Genomic DNA, 24095 nt, shown 5'->3' on the forward strand with positions numbered 1-24095 from the left:
GGGCGCGCTTTCGGGCGGGGCGGGATAGGCCGTGGCGACACATTCATACTGCACCCGGCGCTGGCTCGCATCCTCGATGCGGTGGAAAAGGTCGATGCCGCGATCACCGGCAAAGGCCAGTTCGGGAAGCTCGGTTTCCAACATCGCGCGGGGCCTTTCAGATGCGGCTGATGACCAGATCAAGGCAGCAGAAGCGGAAGTTCTGCGCCTGCCGGGGCAGGATAATCGACAGTTTGGGGTTTTCACCCCCGGTCAGCAAGCCCGAGGGGAAGTCACGGGCGACGGTCACATGGGCATTGGGCGGGCAGGAATGCACATGGGTCTCGACAAAACGGTGCTGGCGGCGGCCCAGACGGTCGCGCGGATGGACCGAAAGCGCGGTCTCGAACAGATAACCCTGCTCGGACATGATCTCAAAGGCGCAGCGCAGCCCGCCGCCGGACTCGGCCAGCCCGTCCAGCGCAATTTCGATCGCGCTCCAGTCGCGGGTCTGGGGCAGTTGCACCACCAGCCGCCGCTGCAGTTTGGAGCCATGCACCAGCCTGCCCGGAATATCGAAATTCTGCGACAGCTCCAGCCGGCCGGCGAAAGGGTGGCCGGGGGCGATGGCATGGCCGAAATCCTGATCGCCCTGCCGGTCCCACAGGCCCCAGGCGGTGGTCGCGGGGTCAGTGGCCAGGGGCGCGCGGGCAGGGGCCTGCGCCAGACGGTTTTCAAGCTGCTCGAACTGCTGGCGCAGGCGCGCGGCTTCGCCATCCAGCTTGTGCCAGAGCGCGCTGGTCTCATCATTGACCTCGCGCAGAAGGGTGGCGGCGACGGCGCGCAGAAGCGTGGCCTGCTGCGCCAGCGCGCTGTCCTCGGCGGGGGGCGAATGGGCCGGGAGGCGCGCCAGATCGGCAAAGAGGCGCCAGTCATACGAGGGGTTGTCGATGGTGTTCATCTCAACCCGGCGCGCCCGGTCATCGCGGCGGCTGACCCGGCGGTGGTGAAAGGCCAGTGGCTTGTCCAGAACCGCCAGCCGCCAGCGCTGCAAAAAACGCGTCATGAAAGCGCGGTCTTCCATGACGTTGAATTCAACGGGAAAGCCGCCCGCCGAGAGGGCGGCATCGCGCCGGAGCATCCATTGCACCGGATAGACATCCTGCCGGTAGCAGGCATAGGCGATTGGGTTGATGAAGAAGTCATCGCGCTTGAAGGCGTTGGGCAGATCATCCTCGCCCAAGGTGACGATGCGGCTGGCACCGTCCTTTTCGATCACCTCTTCGCGGATCGCCGTCAAGCGGCACATCACCCCGCCCAGATCCGGCGCGACAGCAGCGGTCTCGGTGTGGAAATCGACCAGCGCGCGCAGGAAATCGGGGCTCCAGGTATCGTCATCGTCAAGGCAGGTGATGAATTCGGTATCCAGCCGCTCCATCCCCAGGTTGAACGCAGCCGAGCGGCCAATGGAGCGTGGCAGATGCTCAGTCATCAGCGCACCTTCGGGGATGGGGATGCTGGCCCCTGCTTCGGCAATCGCGGCATCCAGCGCCGGGCGCGCGCCGCCGTCGTTGATCAGCGCGATGCGCCAGTGCGGATAGGTCTGCGCCAGCACGCTGGCCAGCGCGCGTCTGACAAAGACCGGGCGGTCACGGGTGCGGATCACAATGCCAACGAGGGGGCCAACGAGGGGGCCAACCACGGGGCTGCTACCGGGCGTGGAATCAGGTGTCTTGCCGGTGTCGGAGGCCTTTGTGGCGGGTGTGGGCTGTGCCCCCATGCGTTGCTCCCTCAGAGATCACTGGCAAGAACCGGCGCGGCGCAGTCCCATTCCGCCTGCCTGCGCAAGGGTTAGACCAACTCGCCGGGCCGGTCCATCCTTATCCTGCGGGCAGATTCCCGGGGGCTGACAGGCCTTTCCCCTCCGGTTGTGCTTGACTCTCGCGCGATGTTTTCCCATAGAGCGGGCCTCAGGCCCCGTCCGTTCTGGCGCGGGGCTTGGCTATTTCATCCATCACCCCATCTGAAAGGGGTGCGCTGCCCGAAGGCGGAGCAATCCACCAACACCCGCATGGGGGCCGCAGGGCGCGGCAACGAAGAGAAGGAAACCGACCGATGTTTGCGGTCCTGAAAACTGGTGGTAAGCAATACCGCGTGCAGGCAGGCGATGTCCTGCGCGTGGAGCGTCTTGCTGCGGAAGCTGGCGAAAAAGTCCAGTTCAATGAAATTCTGATGGTCGGTGGTGATTCCCCGGTTGTCGGCCTGCCGTTGGTTGATGGCGCGGCCGTTCAGGCCGAGGTGATCGACCAGATCAAGGCTGACAAGGTCATCCACTTTGTCAAACGTCGCCGCAAGCACAGCTCGCAGCGCACCAAGGGCCATCGCCAGAAGCTGACGCTGCTGCGCGTGACCGATATTCTGGCTTCGGGTGCCGATGCCACGGGCGTGAAAATCGCCATCGGTTCGGGCAAGGCCCCCGCCGGTGACGCCGAAACCGCCACGGACGCCCCCAAGAAGGCAGCCAAGCCGAAGGCCGCCGCCAAGCCCAAGGCAGCGGCCAAGCCGAAAGCCGCCGCCAAGCCCAAGGCTGAAGCGGCTGCGGACGAGAAACCGAAACGCGCCGCGCGCAAGAAGCCCGCGGCTGAAGCGCAGGAGTAACACCCCATGGCACATAAAAAAGCAGGCGGTTCATCCCGTAACGGTCGAGATTCGGCCGGGCGTCGCCTTGGCGTGAAGATCTATGGTGGCCAGGCGGTAAACGCGGGTAACATCATCGTGCGCCAGCGCGGGACCAAACACTTCCCGGGCGAGGGCGTCGGCATGGGCCGCGACCATACGCTGTTCGCGCTCACCGAGGGCCGCGTGACCTTTACCAAGGGCCTCAAGGGCCGCAGCTTCGTCTCGATTACCCGTGAGACCGAGGCCGCCGAATAACAGCAAAAGATTTACATTCTTGCGCTAATTCGGAGGGGCCGGTCATCAGACCGGCCCTGGTTCGTTTCGGGCACCGGGTTTTCCCCGACATGGCGGCGGGCGCCAGACAGGCCCTCGCCCAGCCGGAGAAACCCCGCGTGTCGTCATCGCACCGGCCAGCAGATCATTCCTCCGCCCCGGCGGGGGCAGAAAGAACCTTACGTTCAGGAAGATCCGACCGCGATGAATATCCCCGTTTCCGCCGCGCGCGCCGCCCTTTCCGCCGCTGACGTCAACGCGGGCCATGCCCAGCAGGTGATCAACGCGCAACGCCTGACCCTGCGCCCGATCCGCCGGCAGGACCGTGACCAGCTTCATCTCTACACCAGTGACCGCCGTCTGGCCGAAGGCACCCGCTCCATCCCGCACCCGCTGCCCGCAGACGCGGCTGATGCCTTCATCACTGCCGCGCTTGCACCCGGGCGCGAGGAAGATGTCTGGGCGATGGATGGTACGCCGCAGGGCTCGGCCAGCCTGATGGGGGTGATCTCGCTCAAACCGCTGGACCGGGGGCAAAGCCAGATCGGCTACTGGGTCGCACCCGCTTTCTGGAACTCCGGCCTTGCCTCGGAAGCGGTACGCGCGCTGATTCAGGCCAACCCTCATGGCAGCCGCACGCTCTTTGCCGAGGTGTTTCAGGACAATCCGGTTTCGGCGCGTCTGCTGACGAATGCCGGGTTCGAATATATCGGCGATGCCGAGGCCTTTTCCGAGGCGCGTGGCCGTTCGGTTCCAACCTGGACCTACCTGCGCCGGATGGACTGAATTCTTCGCAGGCCCGGCCCCGCAGGGTTGCGGCGGGGCCCTCTGATCGGCGCATTTTCACCCGGTTGCCGCAGGCGCGGCGGCCGGGTGCATGCCGTCACCCCTTGATCTGTGCGCTTCAGGCGACTATCGCCTGTCTTGCCTTACCGAAAGCCTTACTGATGAAATTCCTTGACCTGACCAAGATCCATATTCGCTCAGGCGGCGGCGGCGGCGGCTGTGTCAGCTTCCGGCGCGAGAAATTCATCGAATACGGCGGGCCGGATGGTGGCGACGGCGGCACGGGCGGTGATGTCTGGGCCGAATGCGTGCCCGCGCTCAACACGCTGATCGATTTCCGCTATCAGCAGCATTTCTTTGCCCAGAACGGCATCCCCGGCATGGGACGCCAGCGCACCGGCAAGGATGGCGAAGATATTGTGCTGCGGGTTCCGGCGGGTACCGAGATTCTGGAAGAGGATCAGGAAACCGTCATCGCCGATCTGACCGAGGTTGGCCAGCGCGTGCTGCTGGCCAAGGGCGGGAATGGCGGCTGGGGCAATTCGCGGTTCAAAAGCGCGACCAATCAGGCGCCGCGCCGGGCCAATTCCGGGCAGGAGGGCGTGGAGCGCACGCTCTGGCTGCGCCTGAAACTGATCGCTGACGCCGGCCTTGCGGGCCTGCCCAATGCCGGCAAATCGACCTTCCTTGCCGCCACCTCGAACGCGCGGCCCAAGATTGCCGATTACCCGTTCACCACGCTGCACCCCAATCTGGGCGTGGTGGGGATTGATGCGCGCGAATTCGTTCTGGCCGATATTCCCGGCTTGATCGAGGGCGCAAGCGAGGGGCGGGGGCTGGGCGACCAGTTTCTGGGCCATATCGAGCGGTGTGCGGTGCTGCTGCACCTTGTCGATGGCACGTCTGAGGATGTGGCGGGCGATTTCGCGGTGATCGACCGCGAACTGGAGCTGTATTCGGAAACGGTTCACAGCAAGCCACGCGTGGTCGGCCTGAACAAGATTGACGCCATCGCGCCCGAAGAACTGGCCGAGCGACGCGCGGCGCTTGAAGTGGCGTCGGGCGGGCGGGTGTATCTGCTCTCCGGCGTGACGGGCGCGGGTGTGCCGGAAGTGTTGCGCGCGCTGATGGCCGAGATCGATGCCCAACGGCGGGAGGCCAATCAGGAGGAGCCCGCACCGTGGAAGCCGTAGCCGCACAGAAAACGCAGGCCTTTTCCCTGTTCGCCGCGCGGCGGCTGGTCGTCAAGATCGGCTCGGCGCTGCTGGTCGATGCCGCCAGCGGCCAGCTGCGCGCCGACTGGCTGCGCGCGCTGGCCGAAGATGTGGCCGTGGCCAAGGCGCGCGGGGTGGATGTGGTGCTGGTCTCCTCGGGCGCGATTGCGCTGGGGCGGCGGGCGCTGCGCCTGCCCGAGGGCACGCTGGCGCTGGAGCAAAGCCAGGCCGCCGCCGCCGTGGGCCAGATCCGGCTGGCGCGCGCCTATGAAGAGGTGCTGGCGCCGCATGGCATCACCACCGCGCAGGTGCTGGTGACGCTGGAAGACACCGCCGACCGTCGCCGCTATCTGAACACGCGCGCGACGATGGAGACCCTGCTGGGGCTGGGCGTGGTGCCGATCGTCAATGAAAACGACACGGTCGCCACCGATGAGATCCGCTATGGCGACAATGACCGGCTGGGCGCGCAGATCGCCATCACCATCGGCGCCGACCGGCTGGCGCTGCTGTCGGATGTGGACGGGCTTTACACCGCCAACCCCTTCACCGACCCGGCGGCGCAGCGGCTGGACCTTGTCGCGCAACTGACCCCTGAGATCGAGGCGATGGCGGGCGACCCGGTTTCGGGCCTGTCCAAGGGCGGGATGAAGACCAAGATCATGGCCGCGCGTACCGCCACGGCGGGGGGCTGTGCGATGGTTATCGCCCTGGGCAGCGTCATGCGCCCGCTTTCAGCCATCGAAAACGGCGCGCCCTGCACATGGTTCGCCCCGCAGGGCGACCCGCAGGCCGCGCGCAAACGCTGGATCGCCGCGATGAAGCCGCGCGGCAGCCTGCGGGTGGATGCGGGCGCGCTGGCCGCGCTGCGCGCGGGCAAATCGCTGCTGCCCGCCGGGGTGGTGGCTGTCGGGGGCCGGTTCGGCCGGGGTGAACCGGTGGCGCTGGAAGGGCCGGACGGCGCGGTCTTTGGTCTGGGGCTGGTGCGTTACACCGCCGAGGAGGCGCGCGCGATCCGGGGGCGCCGCTCTGGCGAGATCGAGGCTTTGCTGGGCTATCCGGGCCGTGCCGCGCTGGTGCATCGGGATGATATGGTGATCTGACAGGGAAGGGGGCGTTGCCCCCTCTGGGCCTGCGGCCCATTCACCCCCAGGATATTTCCGGACAGAAAATGGGAGCGGACGGGATGGGAAAAGAAGGCACCATGGCAGAAATCGCAGCACTCATGGCCGGGATCGGCGCGGGCGCGCGGGCGGCGGCGGCAGAGCTGGCTTTTGCCAGCGCCGAGCGCAAACATGCCGCCCTGATCGGCGCGGCCGAGGCGGTATCGGCGCGGCGGCAGGAGATTCTGGATGCCAACAGCCTCGATCTGGCCTATGGCGCGGAAAAGGGCCTGTCTGCGGCGATGATGGACCGGCTGACGCTGGACAGCGGGCGGGTGCAGGCGATTGTGGACGGCTTGCGCGCCGTGGCCGAACAACGCGATCCGGTGGGCCGGGTGCTGGCGGAATGGGATATGCCCAGCGGGCTGAACATCCGCCGGGTGGCGACGCCGCTGGGTGTGGTCGGCGTGATCTATGAAAGCCGTCCCAATGTGACCGCCGATGCCGGTGCGCTGTGTCTGAAGGCCGGGAATGCCGTGATCCTGCGCGGCGGGTCGGAGAGTTTTCATTCGTCAGCGGCGATCCATGCCTGTCTGGTGCAGGGGCTCAAGGATGCGGGCCTGCCCGAAGCGGCCATTCAGCTGGTGCCGGTGCGCGACCGTGCGGCGGTGGGTGAGATGCTGCGCATGGTCCAGCATATCGACGTGATCGTACCGCGCGGCGGCAAGGGGCTGGTCGGGCTGGTGCAGGCCGAGGCGCGGGTGCCGGTTTTCGCGCATCTGGAGGGTATCTGCCATGTCTATGCTGACGGCGATGCCGATCTGGAAAAGGCGCGGCGCGTGGTTCTGAACGCCAAGACCCGGCGCACCGGTGTCTGCGGCGCGGCGGAATGCCTGCTGATTGACCGCGCGTTCTTTGCCCGGCATGGCGCTGTGCTGGTCGAGGATCTGCTGAGGGCCGGGGTCGAGGTGCGCACCGAGGGCGAATTGCTGAAGATCGCCGGCACGGTTGCCGCCGCCCCCGATGATTTCGGGCGCGAGTTTCTTGACATGATCATTGCCGTCAAGCTCGTGGAGGGGGTTGATGAGGCCATCGCGCATATCCGGCGCCATGGCTCCAGCCATACCGAGAGCATCCTGACCGACAATGACGCCACCGCCGCGCGCTTTTTTGAGCGGCTGGACAGCGCCATTCTGATGCGCAACGCCTCCACCCAGTTTGCCGATGGCGGCGAATTCGGGATGGGGGCCGAGATCGGCATCGCCACGGGCAAGATGCATGCGCGCGGGCCGGTCGGCGCCGAGCAGCTGACCAGCTTCAAATATCTGGTGACCGGGGACGGCGCGATCCGGCCCTGACCGGGTGCCGCAGCCCTGCGTTCAGAGCGCGAGGTGGATTTCCTCCTCGGTGGTTTCCAGTTGCAGGCTGCGTCCCGTCGCCTCCAGCATCGGTGGGACGAGGGCGAAATGCACCTCGGACGGGCGCGGATCGGCGGGCGCGGTGCCGCAGGCGAGGGGCCCCCACAGCGCGGGTTCAAGGCGCAGACGGGGCGCGCGCGCGTCAAGGCGCCAGCCCTGCGCCGCCTGCCCCAGGGTCAGCACACCGCCCCAGGCCATCGCGCTTTCGCAGCATTGCACCAGCAGCAGCAGCAGCTTCGCCTCACGGCGGGGCAGGTCGGTGGGCATGGACCATTCAAAACGGATCTTGCCACCCTTGCCCAACCCCTCCAGTATGGAGGCAATCTCGCGCCCGCTGATACGCTGTTCGCCCCGGACCGCGCCAAACGCCAGCCGGAACATGCGGATCCGCGCCAGCGCATGGGCCACGCTTTCGCTGATCAGCGCCAGTTCGGGGGAGGGCGGCTGGCTCATGCCCAGAAGCTCCACCCCGTTGCTGATGGCACCCAGCGGACTGACAAGGTCATGGCAGATGCGCGAGCCGATGAGGGCGGAAAGGTCGGGGGTGGAAAGGTCACGGGGGGAAAGGTCTGGGGCGGTATTGTCCATGCGTTTTCCGGATCGGGGTGAATTGCAATCTGTGGCGGGAGGGGCCGATGTCTGATCTACTGGCGCCAGGGATGCTGGTGCGTCACCCCAGCCAGCCGGACTGGGGGCTGGGGCAGGTACAATCGGTGATTGGTGCGCGGGTGACCGTGAATTTTGAGGAGGTGGGTAAGATTGTTCTGGATTCCCGCGTGGTTACATTGGAGTGGGTTATCGGCCCCACCGGTTGATCATTCAGGAAAAAGGTTAATGCTCTCCTAAAAGGCGAGTCAACTGCGGCAAGTCTATTTGCACAGGGTTGCACTTTTATGGCTCCTTTTGCTCAAAAATGCACGGCGGGGGGCGTATCGTCTTTTTGTTGAAATATTTGGGTGCTTGACCTAAGCGGATAGCAGCAAGTGAAACGGGCCATGTTGAACGCGAATATCACCCCTGTCGTCGAGGAAGCCGGGCTGGAAGTGCGCCTGGCGCGTTCTGCACTTGACCTGCAGGGCGCGCAGCGGCTGCGCTACCGGGTCTTCATCGAGGAACTTGGCGCGCCGGGCGGGCCGCTTGTCGATCCGGTGCTCAGGCTGGAGCGTGACGCGCTGGACGGGTATTTCGACCATCTGGTGCTTGTGGACCGCCGCCGCGACCCGGAAACGCTTGACCATGTGATCGGCGTGTACCGGTTGCTGCCCTGTGAACGGGCGCGGGCGCTGGGGCGGTTTTACTGCGACAGCGAATATGATCTGACGCCGCTCAGGCTGCTGGGGCGCAAGCTGGTGGAACTGGGCCGCTCCTGCGTTGACCCTGAGCACCGGCGCGGGCCCGCCATGATGCTGCTGTGGAAGGGGCTGGCGGATTACGTTCTGACCCGCGACATCGAAATCCTGTTCGGCGTCGCCTCTTTCCACGGTGCGGATCCTGCGCCCCATGCCATGGCGCTGAGCTATCTGCACCATTTCCACCGCGCGCCCGAATCGATGCGCGTGCGCGCCCTGCCCGGGCATTTTCACCCCATGGACCAGATGCCGCCCGATGCGATAGACAAGCGCATGGCGCTGGCGGCTGTTCCGCCGCTGATCCGGGCCTATCTGCGACTGGGTGGCTTTGTCGGGGACGGGGCATTCATCGACCACGAATTCAACACCACCGATGTCTGTCTGATCATGGATACATCGGCCATGTCGGACAGACATCTTGACTATTACGCCCGCAAAGCACCCAGAGCCTGAAATCCTGCCAGCCGCGCGGCGTGACCCGGCATGGGTGTCACCCGAAGGTGAAGCGCCCGCCATCCGTTTCGGCGCGACCGGCTGGGTGCTGATCGCGCTGCGGCTGCCGGTGCTTGTCGTGGTGATCTTTGGCGGGCTTGCGCTGCATCTGGCGCTGCGGCTGCTTGAGCGTCCGCTGTTCGGCCTGCGCCGCCCGGTGACCCCCTTTGTGACCCAGGGCGTTTGCAAGGCTACGCTGCGGGTGCTGGGGCTGCGGCTTGAGCAGCGTGGGATGCCGATGCTTGGCAGGGGGGCGGTGGTGTCCAACCATGCGTCCTGGCTGGATATCTTTGCCATCAACGCGCTTCAGCGGGTCTATTTTGTGGCGAAGTCCGAGGTTGCGGGCTGGGCCGGGATCGGCTGGCTGGCGCGGGCGACGGGGACGGTGTTCATCAACCGCCACGCGCGCGATGCACGGCTGCAGAAGGACCTTTTTGAGGCGCGGCTGCGCGCCGGGCATCACCTGTGCTTCTTTCCTGAGGGAACCAGCACCGACGGCGCGCGGGTACTCGCCTTCAAACCCACGCTTTTCGCGGCTTTCTTCAGTCATGGGCTGGCCGATATCCTGCAGATCCAGCCGGTAACGCTGGCTTATGTGGCGCCCCCCAGCCGCGACCCGCGCTTTTATGGCTGGTGGGGCGATCTGGGATTTGCGCCGCATCTCCTGCGTATTCTGGCCACCGGGCGGCAGGGGCGGGTGGTGGTGGTGTTCCATCCGCCGGTGCGGGTGGCGGATTTCCCCGGGCGCAAGGAACTGGCGCGCGCCTGCGAAACGGCGGTGCGCGCGGGGGTGCGAGAGGTGTTGCCGCCGGGGGCGCTGCGCGACTGACAGGCTTGTCTGCGCCCGGGCAGGGGGCGTTGCCCCCTCTGGGCCTGCGGCCCATTCACCCCCAGGATATTTGAAGAACAGATGAAAGGGGCGCGGGGCTATCCGTTTCATCTGTTCAGAAATATCCCGGGGGAGTTCGTTCTGCGAAGCAGAACGGGCGGGGGCAGCGCCCCCATGGCCGCGCCTTGCAAGAGCGCGCGACGACGGCGTGCGCGTCAGAGATCCAGCGGGGCCACCAGATCGCGCAGGGCGGCGAGCGGGTCATCAGATTTCCAGATTTCCGCGCCGATGGCAAAGAAATCGGTCACGGGTGCAAAGTCTTCGATCAGGGCGCGGGTCAGGGCACCCTCGGCCACCACCGGCACCTCGATCACTTCTGACCACCACTCGAAAAGGTCGCGCGCGGCGCGTGCGCCGTCGTCCAGCGGGCTTTCGCCGACCGGGCTGAAGGCGACATAATCTGCCCCCGCCTCGGCCGCGTTCAGCCCGTCATGGCGTGAATCGCCGCAGGCCGCACCGATGATCGCATCCGCGCCCATCTGCTCACGCAGTTTACGGATGCCATGGGTGCCGCGCGGCAGGTGGACACCGTCCAGCCCCAGCCGCTCGGACAGGAGCACATGGCGCTCGATGACGATGGCAACATCGCGGGTATGAGTGACCTCGCGCATGGCATCGGCGCTTCGGCTGATCAGGTCTTCATCATCGCCCGCCAGCGCCAGCCGCAGGCAGGCGACCGGCAGGGCATCGAGGATGCGCGCCAGCCCCTCGCCAAAGGGTGCGGGGTCAAAGGCCGGGGGGGTGATCAGGTAAAGCTGCGGGCGGTCAGGCTGGGCGGTCATGGCGGGCTCCTTGCAGGCGCGCCCCCATTTAGCCGGGTGGCGGCGGGCGCGCAATGGGATGCCCGTCAATGAGGATATATGGCCTGTTTTCCGTTCCGGCAGCGGGGGCCGCCCGCTTCGCCGCTCAGTTGCCGCCGCTGGCCATCTTGCGCGAGGCGATCACGTTTTCCAGCCAGCCCAGCTTCATCTCGGGCACCGAGGACAGCAGCAGGTCGGTGTAATCGTCAAAGGGCGGGGTCAGCACCTCGGTCTTGGTGCCATAGCGCTGCACACGCCCCTGATACATCACGGCGATGGAATCGGCGATGGCGCGGACCGTGGCGATATCATGGGTGATGAACAGATACGCCACCCCCTCACGTTTCTGCAGGTCCAGCAGCAGTTTCAGAATGCCATCGGCCACCAGCGGATCCAGCGCCGAGGTCACCTCGTCACAGATGATCAGCTTGGGCTTGGCGGCCAGCGCGCGGGCGATACACACGCGCTGCTTCTGGCCGCCCGACAGTTCCGCCGGGTAACGGTCGGCATAGCCCTTGCCCAGTTCGATCGCGTCCAGCAGTTCTTGTATCCGTTCATCGCGCTTGCGTCCGCGCAGGCCGAAGTAGAATTCCAGCGGCCGCCCGATGATGGTCTGCACTGTCTGGCGCGGGTTCATCGCCACATCGGCCATCTGGTAGATCATCTGCAACTGGCGCAGTTCCTCGCGCGAGCGGTTGTTCAGCGCCGGGGGCAGGGGCTTGCCCTCAAAAGTGATATCGCCCGCGCGCGGCGGCAGAAGCCCGGTGATCACCCGCGCCATGGTCGATTTGCCCGAGCCGGATTCGCCCACCAGTGCCAGCGTCTGCCCGGCATAGAGATCGACCGATACGTTGCTGAGCACATCCACCGCCATCGCCCCGTAGCGCGCGCTGACGCCGCGGGCGCGCAGCAGCGGTGTGTCGGTGGGTTGCTTTTCCTCATGCTCGATGGCGCGCACCGAGATCAGGGCGCGGGTATACTCCTCGCGCGGGGCTTCGATGATCTGCTGTACGGTGCCATGTTCGACCATCCTGCCTTGGCGCAGCACCATGATTTCATCCGAGACCTGCGCCACCACCGCCAGATCATGGGTGATATAAAGCGCCGCCACCCCGGTTTCCTGAATGGCGGTTTTGATGGCGGCCAGCACGTCAATCTGGGTGGTGACGTCCAGCGCCGTCGTGGGCTCGTCAAAGATTACCAGATCAGGCCGGGGGCACAGCGCCATGGCGGTCATCGCGCGCTGCAACTGCCCGCCGGACACCTGATGCGGGTAGCGTTTGCCGAAATTCTCGGGGTCGGGCAGGCTGAGGGTGCGGAACAGGGCGACCGCGCGGGCCTCGGCCTCGGACCGGCTGCACAGATTGTGGTGCAGCGTGGCCTCGATCACCTGTTCCATCAGCCGCTTGGCCGGGTTGAAGGCCGCCGCCGCCGATTGCGCGACATAGGTCACCTCGCGCCCGCGCAGGCTGCGCAGATCCTGCGGCCCGGCGGTGCGGATTTCGCGGCCGTTGAGCCTGATGCCGCCGCCCGCGAGCCGGATACCGCCGCGCCCATAGGCAAGTGCTGCCAGCCCGATGGTGGATTTCCCGGCGCCGGATTCGCCGATCAGCCCCATGACCTTGCCGCGTGGCAGCCTGAGCGAGACATCATCGACGATCACCGCATTGCGCGGCTTTTCACCGGGCGCATAGACCGTGGCCTCGATACGCAGGTTGCTTATCTCCAGAAGCATCTCGGAATCAGCCACCACGGCCTCCTTTCAGGCTGGTCGTGCGGTTGAGCGCCCAGTCCGCCACCAGATTGACCGAGATCGACAGCGTGACGATCGCCACCGCCGGATAGAGCGCGGCGGCGATGCCGTAAACGATGCCTTCACGGTTCTCCTTCACGATACCGCCCCAGTCGGCCATCGGCGGCTGCACGCCCAGACCGAGGAATGACAGGGTTGAGATGAAGAGGATGGCGAAGATGAAGCGCAGGCCCAGTTCGGCCACCAGCGGCGACAGCGCGTTTGGCAGGATCTCGCGGAAGATGACCCAGCGCTGGCCCTCGCCACGCAGGCGCGCGGCCTCGACAAAGTCCATCACGTTGATATCCACCGCCACGGCGCGCGACAGGCGGAACACGCGCGTTGAATCCAGCAGGCCCATGACAAGGATCAGAATGGGCAGCGTCACCGGCATGACCGACAGCACCACCAGCGCAAAAATCAGCGTGGGGATCGACATCACCAGATCGTTGAGCCGCGCCATGACCTGATCGACCCAGCCACCATACACGGCCGCCATGAAGCCCAGCACCGCGCCCAGCGTGAAGGCCAGAAGCGTGGCGGCGGAGGCGACAAAAATGGTGGTGCGCCCGCCATAGATCATCCGGGTCAGCAGATCACGGCCCAGATTGTCGGTGCCCAGCCAATGAGCGTCTGAGGCCGGTTCCCAGACATCGCCGATGATCTCGGACATGCCATAGGGCGCGATCAGCGGCGCAAAGATCGCCGCCAGAAAGAACAGCGCGGTGATGGTCATGCCCAGAAGGGCGGTGAGGGGGATGCCCTTCATTTCGGATGCCTCAGCCGCGGGTTGGACAGGATCGACACGATATCGGCCACAAGGTTGAGCCCGATATAGACCGAGGCAAAGATCAGCCCGCAGGCCTGAACCACCGGCACATCGCGTTTCGAAACATGGTCAACCAGATACTGGCCCATGCCCGGATACACGAACACCACCTCGATCACCACGACACCGACCACCAGATAGGCAAGGTTCAGCATCACCACATTGACAATGGGGGCGATGGAATTGGGCATCGCGTGGCGGGCGATGATGGTGAAGCGGCGCAGGCCCTTCAGCTCGGCCGTCTCAATGTAGGCTGATTGCATGACGTTGAGGATGGCGGCGCGGGTCATGCGCATCATATGCGCCAGCACCACCAGCGTGAGCACCATGGCAGGCAGCGCCACCGCATGCAGCTTCTGGCCAAGGCTCATGGTGTCATTGATGGTCGATACCGAGGGGAACCAGCCCAGCTTCACGGCGAAGACATACATGATGATGTAGCCCAGCAGGAATTCGGGCAGCGAGATCGAGGTCAGCGTGATGCCCGAGATCAGCTTGTCCGGCCAGCGGTCGCGGTAGCGCACGGCCAGCAGGCCCAGAAAGATCGCCAGCGGAACCGAGATGGCGGCGGCGACAGAGGCCAGGAACATCGTATTGCCCAGCCGGCGCCCGATCGAGGTTGCGATATCCTGACGGTTGGACAGCGCGACACCGAAATCGCCCTGAACGGCGCCCCCAAGCCATTGGAGATACCGGATATAGGCTGGCTGATCGAGGCCCATCTGGGCGCGCATGTTGGCCAGCGCCTGCTCTGTCGCGTTCTGGCCGAGAACGGCCTGCGCCACATCCCCCGGCAGAATCTCGGTGCCGACAAAGATCAGCACCGAGGCCGCGATCAGGAGCAGGAAACCCAGCGCAAGGCGCTGGATCACCAGTGTCAGGACAGGGTGCATCGACCCTTACACCGCCTGCCAGCACTGAACGGCGGCAAAGCCGTTCATCATCTCGCCGTTGGGGTTGCCTTCCCAGCCTGCGACCTGCGCGTTATGGGCGTCGATGAAATCATTGAACATCGGGCAGATCAGGCCGCCCTCGTCGCGCACGATGGTGCCCATTTCGCTGTAGAGGGCCTTGCGGCGGTCCAGATCCAGCTCGCCGCGCGCTTCCAGCAGCAGGCCGTCGAAGCGTTCATTGAAGAAGCGGGTGTCGTTCCAGTCGGCGGAGGACAGATAGGCGGTGGAATACATCTGGTCCTGCACCGGGCGCCCGCCCCAGTAGCTGGCCGAGAAGGGCTGCACGTTCCAGGTTTCCGACCAGTAGCCGTCACCCGGTTCGCGGATGATCTCGATGGGAATGCCCGCGCGTGCGGCGCTTTCCTGAAACAGCTGTGCGGCATCGACAGCGCCCGGGAAGGCCACTTCCGAGGTGCGCAGAATGACCGGCCCGTCATGGCCCGAGCGCTCATAATGGTGGCGCGCAAGATCAGGGTCATAGGTGCGCTGTTCGATCGTGTCGTCAAACAGCGGATAGGCCTGATTGACCGGCATGTCATTGCCGAGGCTGCCATAGCCGCGCAGGATCTTGTCGAGCATGTCTTCGCGGTCGATGGCGTATTTCAGCGCGAGTCGCAGGTCGTTGTTGTCAAAGGGGGCAGTGTTGCAATGCATGATGAACACATAATGCCCACGGCCCGAGGTGGACTGGATCTCAACCCCCGGCGCGCGCGCCAGCAGGCCCGCCACGCGCGGCTCCACCCGGTTGATCATCTGCACCTGGCCCGATTGCAGCGCCGAATTGCGCGCGGTGGCGTCGTTGATCACCAGCATCTCGACCGAATTGTAATGGCCGACCGAGTCATCCCAGTGATTGGCGAATTTTTCCATCACATGGCGCACACCCGGCTCGTTCTGCGCCCAGGTATAGGCGCCGGTGAAGATGCCCGCCGCCGGATCATCAAAGCCACCGTTGGGCTGGATGACCAGATGGTAATCGGCCAGCAGATAGGGAAGGTCGGCATTGGGCGTTTCGGTTTCCAGCACCAGCACATCGCCATCGACGCGGATGGAGGAAAGCCCGCGCATGATCCCCAGCGCGCCCGATTGCGATTCCTCGTCGGAATGGCGGCGCAGGGTCTGGGCGCAGTCTTCGGCGGTCAGGGTCTGGCCGTTGTGGAACTCCACGCCCGAGCGGATCTTGAACGACCATGTTTTCGCATCGTCTGACGCGCTGATCTCTTCGGCCAGACGCGGCACGATCTCACCCTCTGGCGAGATATTGACCAGCGTATCGCCGGTGGTGCGCAGGTAGCTGAACGCCACCTGGCTGAGGGCAAGCGCGGGATCAAGGCTGTTGGTGCTTTCGCCGCCCTGCAGGCCCATCACCAGATGGCCACCGCTTTGCGGCCCTTGCGCGCGCGCTGCCGAGGCCAGAAGCGTGTTGGCCATGGCACCCGTGACCCCCAGCGCCGCGGCGCGGCCCATAAAGGCGCGGCGGTCCAGTGCGCCGCGTGCAGCGCGTGCCAGAAGGTAGCGGAATTCATCGTTCATGGTCGTCTCCCCGTTTGTTGCCCCCGAGGGGGATTTATCAAGCCAAAGAAGGCGGCTGTGTTTGTTGATTGGCGAATCAATAACCCGTGGTGGACTTGCAATTCAATCCGTTTCTGCCCTCTGGCAAGATTCAGACATGTTTGCGTGAAACATTCGCAACAAAACTACGTCGGAACAGTTCATGCCGGTCATTTTCCGACCCTTCCCATGCTGTAAGGGTCGCCCGGAGGACAAATTCGCTTGCCGTGGCGGTCTGACTGGCCACCACCTTTGTGCCCACCGCCCAGTCGCCCCGGGCGAATTCCTGCTCCCAGACGGTGTGCGCTTTGGCGCTTCCGGGGGCATCGGGGTGGATATGCCATTCCTCTGTCATCGTGCTGGCGGTTTCCAGCCCGTGGTCAGGGTTGCGCAGGCGGGGGCTGGTATGGCTGACATGCAGTTCTTGCGCGCCCGTGACCATGTCGCGCCGGGCGATGCGGCTGTCCTTGCCGGGCGAAAGCACCTCCAGCCGGGCGGGCGGTGGAGTTTCAGGGGGCGCAAAGCGCCATTCCGGGGCGGTGCCGGTGTGCACGGGCAGCACCAGCGCGCCGCCGGTCAGATGCAGCGTCACCCTGCGCGGTGAGGGCCAGACGAACGGCCAGTAGCTGTTCGACAGCGCCAGCCGCAGCCGGTGGCCGGGGGCAAGCCGGTAGGCCATCTGATCGAGCACCAGCACCACCTCCTCCGACTGACCGGGCACCATCGGCGCGGGCGGATCATGGCGGTGATGCAGGTTCAGGATACCATGCGCAATCCGGCGGGACCGGCCATCGGGCGCCACATCGCACAGCCGCGCGACGACAAAGGCATGCGGCTGATCGGCGCTCAGTGTCAGGTGCAACCGCGCCGCGCCCATCAGCGCCAGCCCGTCGGGGCAGGGCAGCTCAAAACAGGCTGACAGCGCGTCATCCGCGCTCTGATCGCCCGCAATCTCGCCGTCCAGCCCCATGGGAAAGAACTCCCCGGCGTTCAGGCCCAGTGTCTGCGGGGTGCACAGGTGCCGGTCAGGCGCACCGTCGCCGCCCAGCAGCCCATCGCCGCCCAGTCTCAGGGTCTGTTCCGTCACGCGAGGCGAGGGCAGCGCCTCGGCCAGCCAGCGGCCCGGAACCTCGGGCGCGCAGGGGTCCGGCGGGGCTGAATCAAGCATATAGACCCGGTAGGGCGGCAGGTCTTCGGCGCCGTTCTCAACACCTTTCAGCCAGCGGTCCCACCAGTTCTTCATCTCGGTCAGAAAGCCGATACGCGGGCCGGGCACCGCTGTATGCGGATACTGATGCACCCATGGGCCGACGATCGCCTTGGCCATCGCGGCGTTGCGCACCAGATGCGCGGGCGCGTTCATGTAGTTGTCGGCCCAGCCGCCGATGGTCAGCACCGCCGCGCGGATCGCGCTGTAATCCTCACAGACCGAGCCATGTTTCCAATATGCATCGCGCGTCTGATGCTCTGTCCAGATCTCGGTCAGATGCGGCATGCTCTCCAGCCGGTTCAGCCAGTCCGCGCGCCAGTCAGGCCGCAGCAGCGGGTCGGCGGGGCGGGAGTTGTAGGAAAGCATCAACGTGCCCCAGGCGAAGTTCTCGCCCAGCAGGCAGCCGCCCTTGTAATGGATGTCATCATTGAAGCGGTCCACCGTCGCGCAGACCGAGACCACGGCTTTCAATGCAGGCGGATTGAGCGCGGCGGTCTGCAGGCAGTTGAACCCGCCCCAGCTTTTACCCATCATCCCCACACTGCCGCTGCACCAGTGCTGCGCCGCGATCCAGGCGATGACATCGCAGGCATCCTGCAACTCCTGCGGCGAATACTCATCATCGAACACGCCTTCGCTGTCTCCCGATCCGCGCAGGTCAACGCGCAGGCAGGCATAGCCCTGCGCGGCCATCCAGGGGTGGATGGTCTCATCGCGCGGCAGGGTGTTGTCGCGCTTGCGGTAGGGGATGAATTCCAGCACGGCGGGCACCGGCTGCCCCCCGTCAGGGCGCCACAGGCGGGCGGCAAGGCGTGTGCCATCGGGCAGCGGAATGAACAGATCATCCTGATCCAGTATGGCGTGCATCGGGCGGCTCCTGTGTGTGGTGTCGCGCGAGGGGAACGCATCACCGTGCGGATTGCAAACGGTTTTCCGGCCGGCGGCCGGGGCGGGGGCGCGGCCTGCGTCGCCCGAAATTTGATCATAAAAAGAATTGGACCTGCCGCCGCCTTGCCGCTAACTTTTGATCAAATAACGGGCACAAGCCGATTCGCAGCGGCCCGGTGCAACCGAAACAACAGGGGTTAACATGCCGCAACAGGCCGAGGTGATCATCACCAATGCCCGCGTCCTCACCATGGACCCTGCCAATCCGCGTGCCGAGGCCGTGGCACTGGCGGGCGAGCGTATTCTGGCGGTCGGCGCGCGCAGCACCATCGAGGGGCTGGCCGGGCCGGACTGCCGGGTGATTGATGCGGGCGGCGCGACGGTACTGCCGGGGTTGTTTGAAAGCCATCTGCATCTGTTCATGGGCGGGGCCGAACTGGCGCATCTGCAACTGCTGGGCGTCAAGGGGACGCAGGCGCTGGGGGCGGCGATTAAGGCCTATGCCGATGCGCATCCTGATCTGCCGCTGATCATGGGGCAGGGCTGCGACTATGCGATACTGGACCGCTCGCTGACCCGCCATGACCTTGATGCCATTCTGCCCGATCGCCCCATCCTGCTGATCGCCGCCGACCATCACACCGGCTGGGCCAATACCGCCGCACTTGAGGCGGCGGGTATTCTGGGCGGGCGTGAACTGGGCGCGGGCAATGAGATTGTCATGGGTGCCGACGGACTTGCAACCGGCGAGCTGCGCGAATTTGAGGCCAAGGCGCCGGTCATGGCGCTGACTGGCGCGGCACGCATCAACGCGGGCATCGCCACCGGCGACGAGCCTCAGCCCACACCCACCGAGGCCGAGAAGCTGGCCGATAGCGTGGCCATGAAGCGCGGGCTGGAGCATTGCGCGCGGTTCGGCTTCACCTCGCTGGTGAATATGGACGGCAATTTTTACACGCTGGAAGTGCTGGAGGCGCTGCGCGCGCAGGGCAAGCTGACCGCACGGGTGCGGGTGCCGTTCCATTACCGCAACTGGCGCAAGCCCGCAGATATGGAAATCGCCAGCGCGATGAGCGCGAAATACAACGATGACTGGCTTTCCTCCGGCTTTGTGAAATTCTTCATGGACGGCGTGGTGGACAGCGGCACGGCGGTGATGCTGGAAGATTACCCCGACACCCCCGGCTGGAAGGGCGATCCGCTGCACAGTGCCGACGCCTTCGCCGCTGCGGCGACCGAGGCTGACAAACGCGGGCTTCAGATCGCCGTGCATGCCATCGGCGACGGGGCCGTGCGCCGGGTGCTGGATGGCTTTGAGGCGGCGCGCAAGGCCAATGGCCCGCGCGATGCCCGCCACCGGATCGAGCATATCGAACTGATCGACCGCAGCGACATTCCCCGCATGGCCGAGATGGGCGTCGTCGCCTCGATCCAGCCGACGCATGCGCCCGGAGCCTGCGATTTCCCGCTGCAACCGACGATGGACAAGATCGGCCGCGCGCGCTGGAACGATGCCTATCTGTGCCGCAGCCTGCGCGATGGCGGGGTGAAGCTGGTCTTCGCCTCGGACTGGCCGGTGGCGGATGCGAACCCGATGCGCAGCATTCAGGCCGCGCTGCAACGCCCGGTCTATGAGGGCGCACAGGATGAGCGGCTGACCCTGCATGAGGTGCTCGCCGCCTATACGATCGGCGGCGCCTATGCAGAACATACCGAAGACCGCAAGGGCATGTTGCGCGCCGGATACCTTGCAGATGTGGTGGTGCTTGACGGCGATATCGAGGCCACGCCGGTGGATCAGATCGGCACGATGCAGGTTGCGGCCACGCTCTGCGGCGGCGCGGTGGTCTGGGATGCGGCCACGGCGTGACGCTGAGCGGCGTTTTTTGCTTGATTAATGGAGGCGCATGGGCGTGACTTTATCAGGGACCGAAGCGGCAGCACGGGGGCAGATGTGACAGGGCAGGGTGACTCAGGGTCTGTCGAGATCGAAATCCGCGATCTGAGCAAGGTCTTCGGGCAGGGCGCGGCGGCCTTCCGGGCGCTCAATACGATCAATCTGGAAATCCGCACCGGCGAGTTTTTCACGCTTCTGGGGCCATCGGGCTGCGGCAAGACCACGCTTTTGCGGGTGATCGCGGGGTTTGAGCAACCCTCTGCGGGATCGCTGCGCATCAATGGCAAGGAGGTTGCCGGCCTGGGGCCGAACGCGCGCCCGGTCAACACCGTCTTTCAGAATTACGCGCTTTTCCCGCATATGACCGTGGCGCAGAATATCGGCTTTGGCCTGAAAATGCTGGGCCGCCCCCGCGCCGAGGTAGAGGCCACCACCGCCGAGATGCTGGCGCTGGTCAAGATGGAGGCCATGGCGGGCCGCAAACCCTCGGAAATTTCGGGCGGGCAGCAGCAGCGGGTGGCGCTGGCGCGCGCGCTGGCCCCCCGGCCACGGGTGCTGCTGCTGGATGAGCCGCTGTCGGCGCTGGACCTCAAGCTGCGCAAGGAAATGCAGAGCGAGCTGAAACGCCTGCAATCCGAGACCGGGATCACCTTCATCTTCGTGACCCATGATCAGGAAGAGGCGCTGACCATGTCTGACCGCATCGCGGTCATGTCGGCGGGCAACATCCTGCAACTGGGCACGCCCAATGACATCTATCACGCCCCGTCCGAGCGTTTTGTGGCGGATTTCATCGGCGACACCAACTTCCTTGACCTGCCGGTCGCCTCGGTCAGCGGCGACAGCGCCGGGGTCACGCTGCCGGGCGGCAAGGCTGCCACCGCCCGCCTGCCCGCCGGCATGCTGCCCGTGCTGGGCGAGAAGGTGACCACGGTTATCCGCCCCGAACAGGCACAGATGGTTGAGCCGGGTGCGGGCGATCTGGACGGGGTGGTGGAAAACGCGGTGTTCTTCGGCACCGATACCCATGTGCATCTGCGCCTTGACGATGGCCAGCCCTTCATCCTGCGCCGCCAGAACAGTGCCGAAACCGCTGAGCCGGTTGCGGGCACGCGCATGGGCCTGCGGCTGAGCCCGGGCGCGCTGCGCGTGCTGAAAGGGTAGCGGGATGGCCGAGGCGCGCGAAACCCACGGCTGGAAATGGCTGCTTTGCGCACCGGCGCTGGTGGTGCTGGTGCTGGCGGCATCGGGGCCGTTGCTGATTGTGGTGGCCTATTCCTTCCTCTCGCCGGGCAATATGGGCGGGGTGGTCTGGGAGTTCACGCTCGAAGGCTGGTTCCGTGTCTTCTTCCGGCGCGACATCTTCGACCCCAGCGCCATCAGCTTCAACGAGGCGCATCTGGCGGTCTTCTGGCGCTCGATCTGGCTGTCGTTTCAGACCACCGTCATCTGCGCGGTGCTGGGCTTTCCCACCGCCTGGTTCATCGCCACGCGCCCGCCCTCAAGCCGCACTTTGTGGCTGTTCCTGATCACCATTCCGTTCTGGACGAACCTTCTGATCCGCACCTTCGCCATTCAGGAGGTGATCCGCAACAACGGCACCCTCAACACGCTCCTGCTGTGGCTTGGCGTGATCCGGGAGCCGTTCCAGATGATGTATACCGATTTCGCCATCCTGCTGGGCATGGCCTATGTCTTCCTGCCGCTGATGGTGCTGCCGCTTTACGCCGCGATGGACAAGCTGGATTTCCGGCTGGTCGAGGCGGGCTATGACCTTTACGCCAGCCGGATGAAGGTGCTGTGGCATGTCATTCTGCCGCTGGTGAAGCCGGGGTTCATTGCCGGGTCGATCCTTGTCTTCATCCCGGCGATCGGCGCCTATGTCACGCCGCGCGTGCTGGGTGGCGGGCGCACGATGATGCTGGGCAATCTGATCGCGCTTCAGTTCGGGCAGGGGCGCAACTGGCCGCTGGGCGCGGCGCTGGCCATGCTTTTGCTGATCATCGTGGTGGGGGCGCTGGTGTTCTACCTTCGCTGGGCCAACCGCGAGGAGGGACGCAATGTTTAACCGCAACTTCTCGGTCAGCCGGTTGCCGGGCTTCGGCGCCATTGCCGTTTTCACCTTTGTCGCGCTCTATCTGCCGATCATCGTTCTGGTGGCCTTTTCGTTCAACGCGGGTGTGTCGCAATCGAACTGGGAAGGTTTTTCGCTGCAATGGTATGAGGCCGCGCTGCAGAACCGGCAGGTGCGCGATGTGTCAATACGCTCGCTCTGGCTGGCGGTTGTGGCGGCGGGCATTGCCACGGTGCTGGCCACGCTGGCCGCTCTGGGCACCACCCGAGTCAGCCGCTTTCCCGGCCAGACAATGATCTATGCGCTGATCAACCAGCCGCTGATGGTGCCCGAAATCGTGACCGGCATCGCGCTGCTGATCTTTGTCGCCTTCATCAAGGTTCAGACCGGCTATACCGGCATGGGCTACCTGATCGCCGCGCATACCGCTTTCTGCATTCCTTTCGCCTACCTGCCGATCCGCGCGCGGCTGGAGACGATGGACAGCACGCTGGAAAGCGCCGCCGCCGACCTTTACGCCAGCCACTGGCAGGCCTTCCGCTTCATCACTCTGCCGCTGCTGGTGCCGGGCATCATGGCCGGGTTCATGCTGGGTTTCGTGATCTCGCTCGATACGGTGGTGATTACCGAATTCGTCAAATCGGCGGGGCAGGATACGCTGCCCACCTATATGCTGGGCCAGCTGCGCCGGACCGTCACCCCCGAGATGAACGCCATTGCCACGCTTTTCCTTGCACTGTCGCTGTGCATTGTGACAGCTTTTTTCCTGATCACCCGCAAACGCGGACACTGACGATAAACCAACCGGGAGCACTACTATGAAAAAAACACTTCTTCTGAGCGTGGCGGCCCTGATGGCCTCGACCGCGCTGGCCTCGGCGCAGGGCGTCCTCAACCTTTATAACTGGGGCAATTACACCAGCCCCGAACTGCTGGAAAAATTCACCGCTGAAACCGGCATTCAGGTCACCGTGACCGATTTTGACAGCAATGACACGGCCCTGGCGCGTATTCGTCAGGGCGGGCACGGGTTTGATATCGTGGTGCCCTCGGACACCTATATCCAGACCTGGATCAACGAGGGGCTGTTCGTGCCGCTCGACATGGAGGTGGTGACCAACCACGGCAATATCGCGCCGCAATGGGTGGATGTCGAATTTGATCCGGGCCGCGAATACACGGTGCCCTGGGCCTGGGGCACGACCGGCGTGATCGTCGATACCTCGGTCTATTCGGGCGATATCAACACCGCCGATGTGATCCTGAACCCGCCGCCCGAACTGGCCGGGCGGATCAACGTGATTCCGGAAATGTCGGATGTGATGGCGATTTCCATCTATTACCACGGCGGCGAGCGCTGCACCGACGATATGGATATCCTGCGTCAGGTCCGCGACACGCTGGTCAGTGCCAAGCCCAACTGGCTGGCGCTGGATTACGGCGCGGTGGACAGCTATGCGGCGGGCGATTTTGCCGCCGGGGTTTACTGGAACGGTGCCTCGATGCGGGTGCGGCTGCAGAATGACAATTTCGCCTATGGCTACCCGGAAACCGGCTATCCGATCTGGATGGACAATGCCGCCGTGCTGGCCGATGCGCAGAACCCCGAGAATGCGATGCGCTTCATCAACTTCATTCTTGAGCCCGAGAATGCCGCGCTGATCTCGAATTTCGCGCGCTATGCCAACGGGGTTACCGGCGCCGAGGAATTCATGGATGAGGTGATGCGCGACGCGCCCGAGATCGTGGTGCCCGAGGAACTGGTCGCGGCGGGCCGCTTCGGTCAGTCCTGCCCGCAGGCGGTCAACGATATCCACACCCAGATCTGGACCGAACTGCTGCAATAAGCCGTTTCGCCCTGTGGTCGGGGGGGGGGGGGGGGGGGGGGGGGGGGGGGGGGGGGGGGGGGGGGGGGGGGG

22 protein-coding genes are annotated in these 24095 nt (G+C 65.1%); 14 read left to right on the forward strand and 8 right to left on the reverse strand.

The annotated features are described in order from the left end of the window. Positions 1–157 precede the first annotated feature (157 nt). Complete coding sequence (locus V7Q53_RS19500; protein WP_333830473.1) at positions 158–1759, reverse strand: glycosyltransferase family 2 protein; 1602 nt, start codon at positions 1757–1759, stop codon at positions 158–160. Between the two features lie 335 nt (positions 1760–2094). Between V7Q53_RS19500 and rplU the strand changes: the two genes are divergently transcribed. From rplU to V7Q53_RS19530, 6 genes are all read left to right on the forward strand, one after another. Further along, positions 2095–2637, forward strand: a complete 543-nt coding sequence (gene rplU / locus V7Q53_RS19505; protein WP_333830474.1) for a 50S ribosomal protein L21 — start codon at positions 2095–2097, stop codon at positions 2635–2637. A gap of 6 nt (positions 2638–2643) precedes the next feature. Further along, the gene (gene rpmA, locus V7Q53_RS19510; protein WP_333830475.1) at positions 2644–2913 is read left to right on the forward strand and encodes a 50S ribosomal protein L27; all 270 of its coding nucleotides are present in this window, start codon (positions 2644–2646) and stop codon (positions 2911–2913) included. Positions 2914–3135: 222 nt separating this feature from the next. Continuing rightward, a complete protein-coding gene (locus V7Q53_RS19515; RefSeq protein ID WP_333830476.1) occupies positions 3136–3717 on the forward strand; it encodes a GNAT family N-acetyltransferase in 582 nt (193 codons plus the stop codon). A 161-nt stretch (positions 3718–3878) separates the two neighbouring features. Continuing rightward, positions 3879–4910, forward strand: a complete 1032-nt coding sequence (gene obgE, locus V7Q53_RS19520; protein ID WP_333830478.1) for a GTPase ObgE — start codon at positions 3879–3881, stop codon at positions 4908–4910. After that, positions 4898–6034 carry a glutamate 5-kinase gene (proB, locus tag V7Q53_RS19525; RefSeq protein ID WP_333830479.1) on the forward strand — a complete coding sequence of 379 codons (1137 nt, stop codon included), beginning with the start codon at positions 4898–4900 and terminating at the stop codon, positions 6032–6034. Before obgE ends, proB begins: the two co-directional genes overlap by 13 nt. Positions 6035–6135: 101 nt before the next feature. Continuing rightward, complete coding sequence (locus V7Q53_RS19530) at positions 6136–7392, forward strand: glutamate-5-semialdehyde dehydrogenase (RefSeq protein WP_442954455.1); 1257 nt, start codon at positions 6136–6138, stop codon at positions 7390–7392. A 21-nt stretch (positions 7393–7413) separates the two neighbouring features. On the opposite strand, the gene V7Q53_RS19535 is transcribed toward V7Q53_RS19530, so the two are convergent. Next, positions 7414–8040, reverse strand: a complete 627-nt coding sequence (locus V7Q53_RS19535; RefSeq protein ID WP_333830481.1) for a histidine phosphotransferase family protein — start codon at positions 8038–8040, stop codon at positions 7414–7416. Between the two features lie 47 nt (positions 8041–8087). Here V7Q53_RS19535 and V7Q53_RS19540 point away from each other — a divergent pair, with 47 nt between their 5' ends. The 3 genes from V7Q53_RS19540 (at position 8088) to V7Q53_RS19550 (ending at position 10122) form a co-directional block, all read left to right on the forward strand. Further along, a complete protein-coding gene (locus V7Q53_RS19540) occupies positions 8088–8267 on the forward strand; it encodes a DUF3553 domain-containing protein (RefSeq protein WP_333830482.1) in 180 nt (59 codons plus the stop codon). 180 nt (positions 8268–8447) lie between these two features. Next, positions 8448–9254 carry a GNAT family N-acetyltransferase gene (locus tag V7Q53_RS19545; RefSeq protein ID WP_333830483.1) on the forward strand — a complete coding sequence of 269 codons (807 nt, stop codon included), beginning with the start codon at positions 8448–8450 and terminating at the stop codon, positions 9252–9254. A 34-nt stretch (positions 9255–9288) separates the two neighbouring features. Further along, entirely contained in the window at positions 9289–10122 is an 834-nt protein-coding gene (locus tag V7Q53_RS19550; RefSeq protein ID WP_333830494.1) for a lysophospholipid acyltransferase family protein, read from the forward strand. 215 nt (positions 10123–10337) lie between these two features. On the opposite strand, the gene V7Q53_RS19555 is transcribed toward V7Q53_RS19550, so the two are convergent. The 6 genes from V7Q53_RS19555 to V7Q53_RS19580 form a co-directional block, all read right to left on the reverse strand. Continuing rightward, positions 10338–10964 (reverse strand): thiamine phosphate synthase, encoded by a 627-nt coding sequence (locus V7Q53_RS19555; RefSeq protein ID WP_333830484.1) that lies wholly within the window; start codon positions 10962–10964, stop codon positions 10338–10340. A gap of 124 nt (positions 10965–11088) precedes the next feature. Continuing rightward, complete coding sequence (locus V7Q53_RS19560) at positions 11089–12717, reverse strand: ABC transporter ATP-binding protein (RefSeq protein WP_333830495.1); 1629 nt, start codon at positions 12715–12717, stop codon at positions 11089–11091. 7 nt (positions 12718–12724) lie between these two features. Continuing rightward, complete coding sequence (locus tag V7Q53_RS19565) at positions 12725–13543, reverse strand: ABC transporter permease (protein ID WP_333830485.1); 819 nt, start codon at positions 13541–13543, stop codon at positions 12725–12727. Further along, positions 13540–14496 (reverse strand): ABC transporter permease, encoded by a 957-nt coding sequence (locus V7Q53_RS19570; RefSeq protein ID WP_333830486.1) that lies wholly within the window; start codon positions 14494–14496, stop codon positions 13540–13542. Before V7Q53_RS19570 ends, V7Q53_RS19565 begins: the two co-directional genes overlap by 4 nt. A 6-nt stretch (positions 14497–14502) precedes the next feature. Beyond that, entirely contained in the window at positions 14503–16089 is a 1587-nt protein-coding gene (locus tag V7Q53_RS19575; protein ID WP_333830487.1) for an ABC transporter substrate-binding protein, read from the reverse strand. 130 nt (positions 16090–16219) lie between these two features. Further along, on the reverse strand, positions 16220–18184 hold the full coding sequence (locus tag V7Q53_RS19580; RefSeq protein ID WP_333830488.1) for a CocE/NonD family hydrolase: 1965 nt from the start codon (positions 18182–18184) through the stop codon (positions 16220–16222). Positions 18185–18407: 223 nt separating this feature from the next. Between V7Q53_RS19580 and V7Q53_RS19585 the strand changes: the two genes are divergently transcribed. The 5 genes from V7Q53_RS19585 to V7Q53_RS19605 all read left to right on the forward strand — a co-directional run bounded on the left by V7Q53_RS19585 (position 18408) and on the right by V7Q53_RS19605 (position 24023). After that, the gene (locus V7Q53_RS19585; protein WP_333830489.1) at positions 18408–20075 is read left to right on the forward strand and encodes an amidohydrolase; all 1668 of its coding nucleotides are present in this window, start codon (positions 18408–18410) and stop codon (positions 20073–20075) included. Between the two features lie 84 nt (positions 20076–20159). Beyond that, a complete protein-coding gene (locus tag V7Q53_RS19590; protein ID WP_333830490.1) occupies positions 20160–21266 on the forward strand; it encodes an ABC transporter ATP-binding protein in 1107 nt (368 codons plus the stop codon). A 4-nt stretch (positions 21267–21270) separates the two neighbouring features. Continuing rightward, positions 21271–22170, forward strand: a complete 900-nt coding sequence (locus tag V7Q53_RS19595) for an ABC transporter permease (RefSeq protein ID WP_333830491.1) — start codon at positions 21271–21273, stop codon at positions 22168–22170. Then, positions 22163–22969 (forward strand): ABC transporter permease, encoded by an 807-nt coding sequence (locus V7Q53_RS19600; protein WP_333830492.1) that lies wholly within the window; start codon positions 22163–22165, stop codon positions 22967–22969. The genes V7Q53_RS19595 and V7Q53_RS19600 overlap by 8 nt, the downstream gene beginning before the upstream one ends. A 25-nt stretch (positions 22970–22994) precedes the next feature. Next, positions 22995–24023 carry an ABC transporter substrate-binding protein gene (locus V7Q53_RS19605; RefSeq protein ID WP_333830493.1) on the forward strand — a complete coding sequence of 343 codons (1029 nt, stop codon included), beginning with the start codon at positions 22995–22997 and terminating at the stop codon, positions 24021–24023. Positions 24024–24095: the final 72 nt, after the last annotated feature.

The organism is Pararhodobacter sp. (assembly GCF_036802785.1).
Classification (GTDB): Bacteria; Pseudomonadota; Alphaproteobacteria; order Rhodobacterales; family Rhodobacteraceae; genus Pararhodobacter.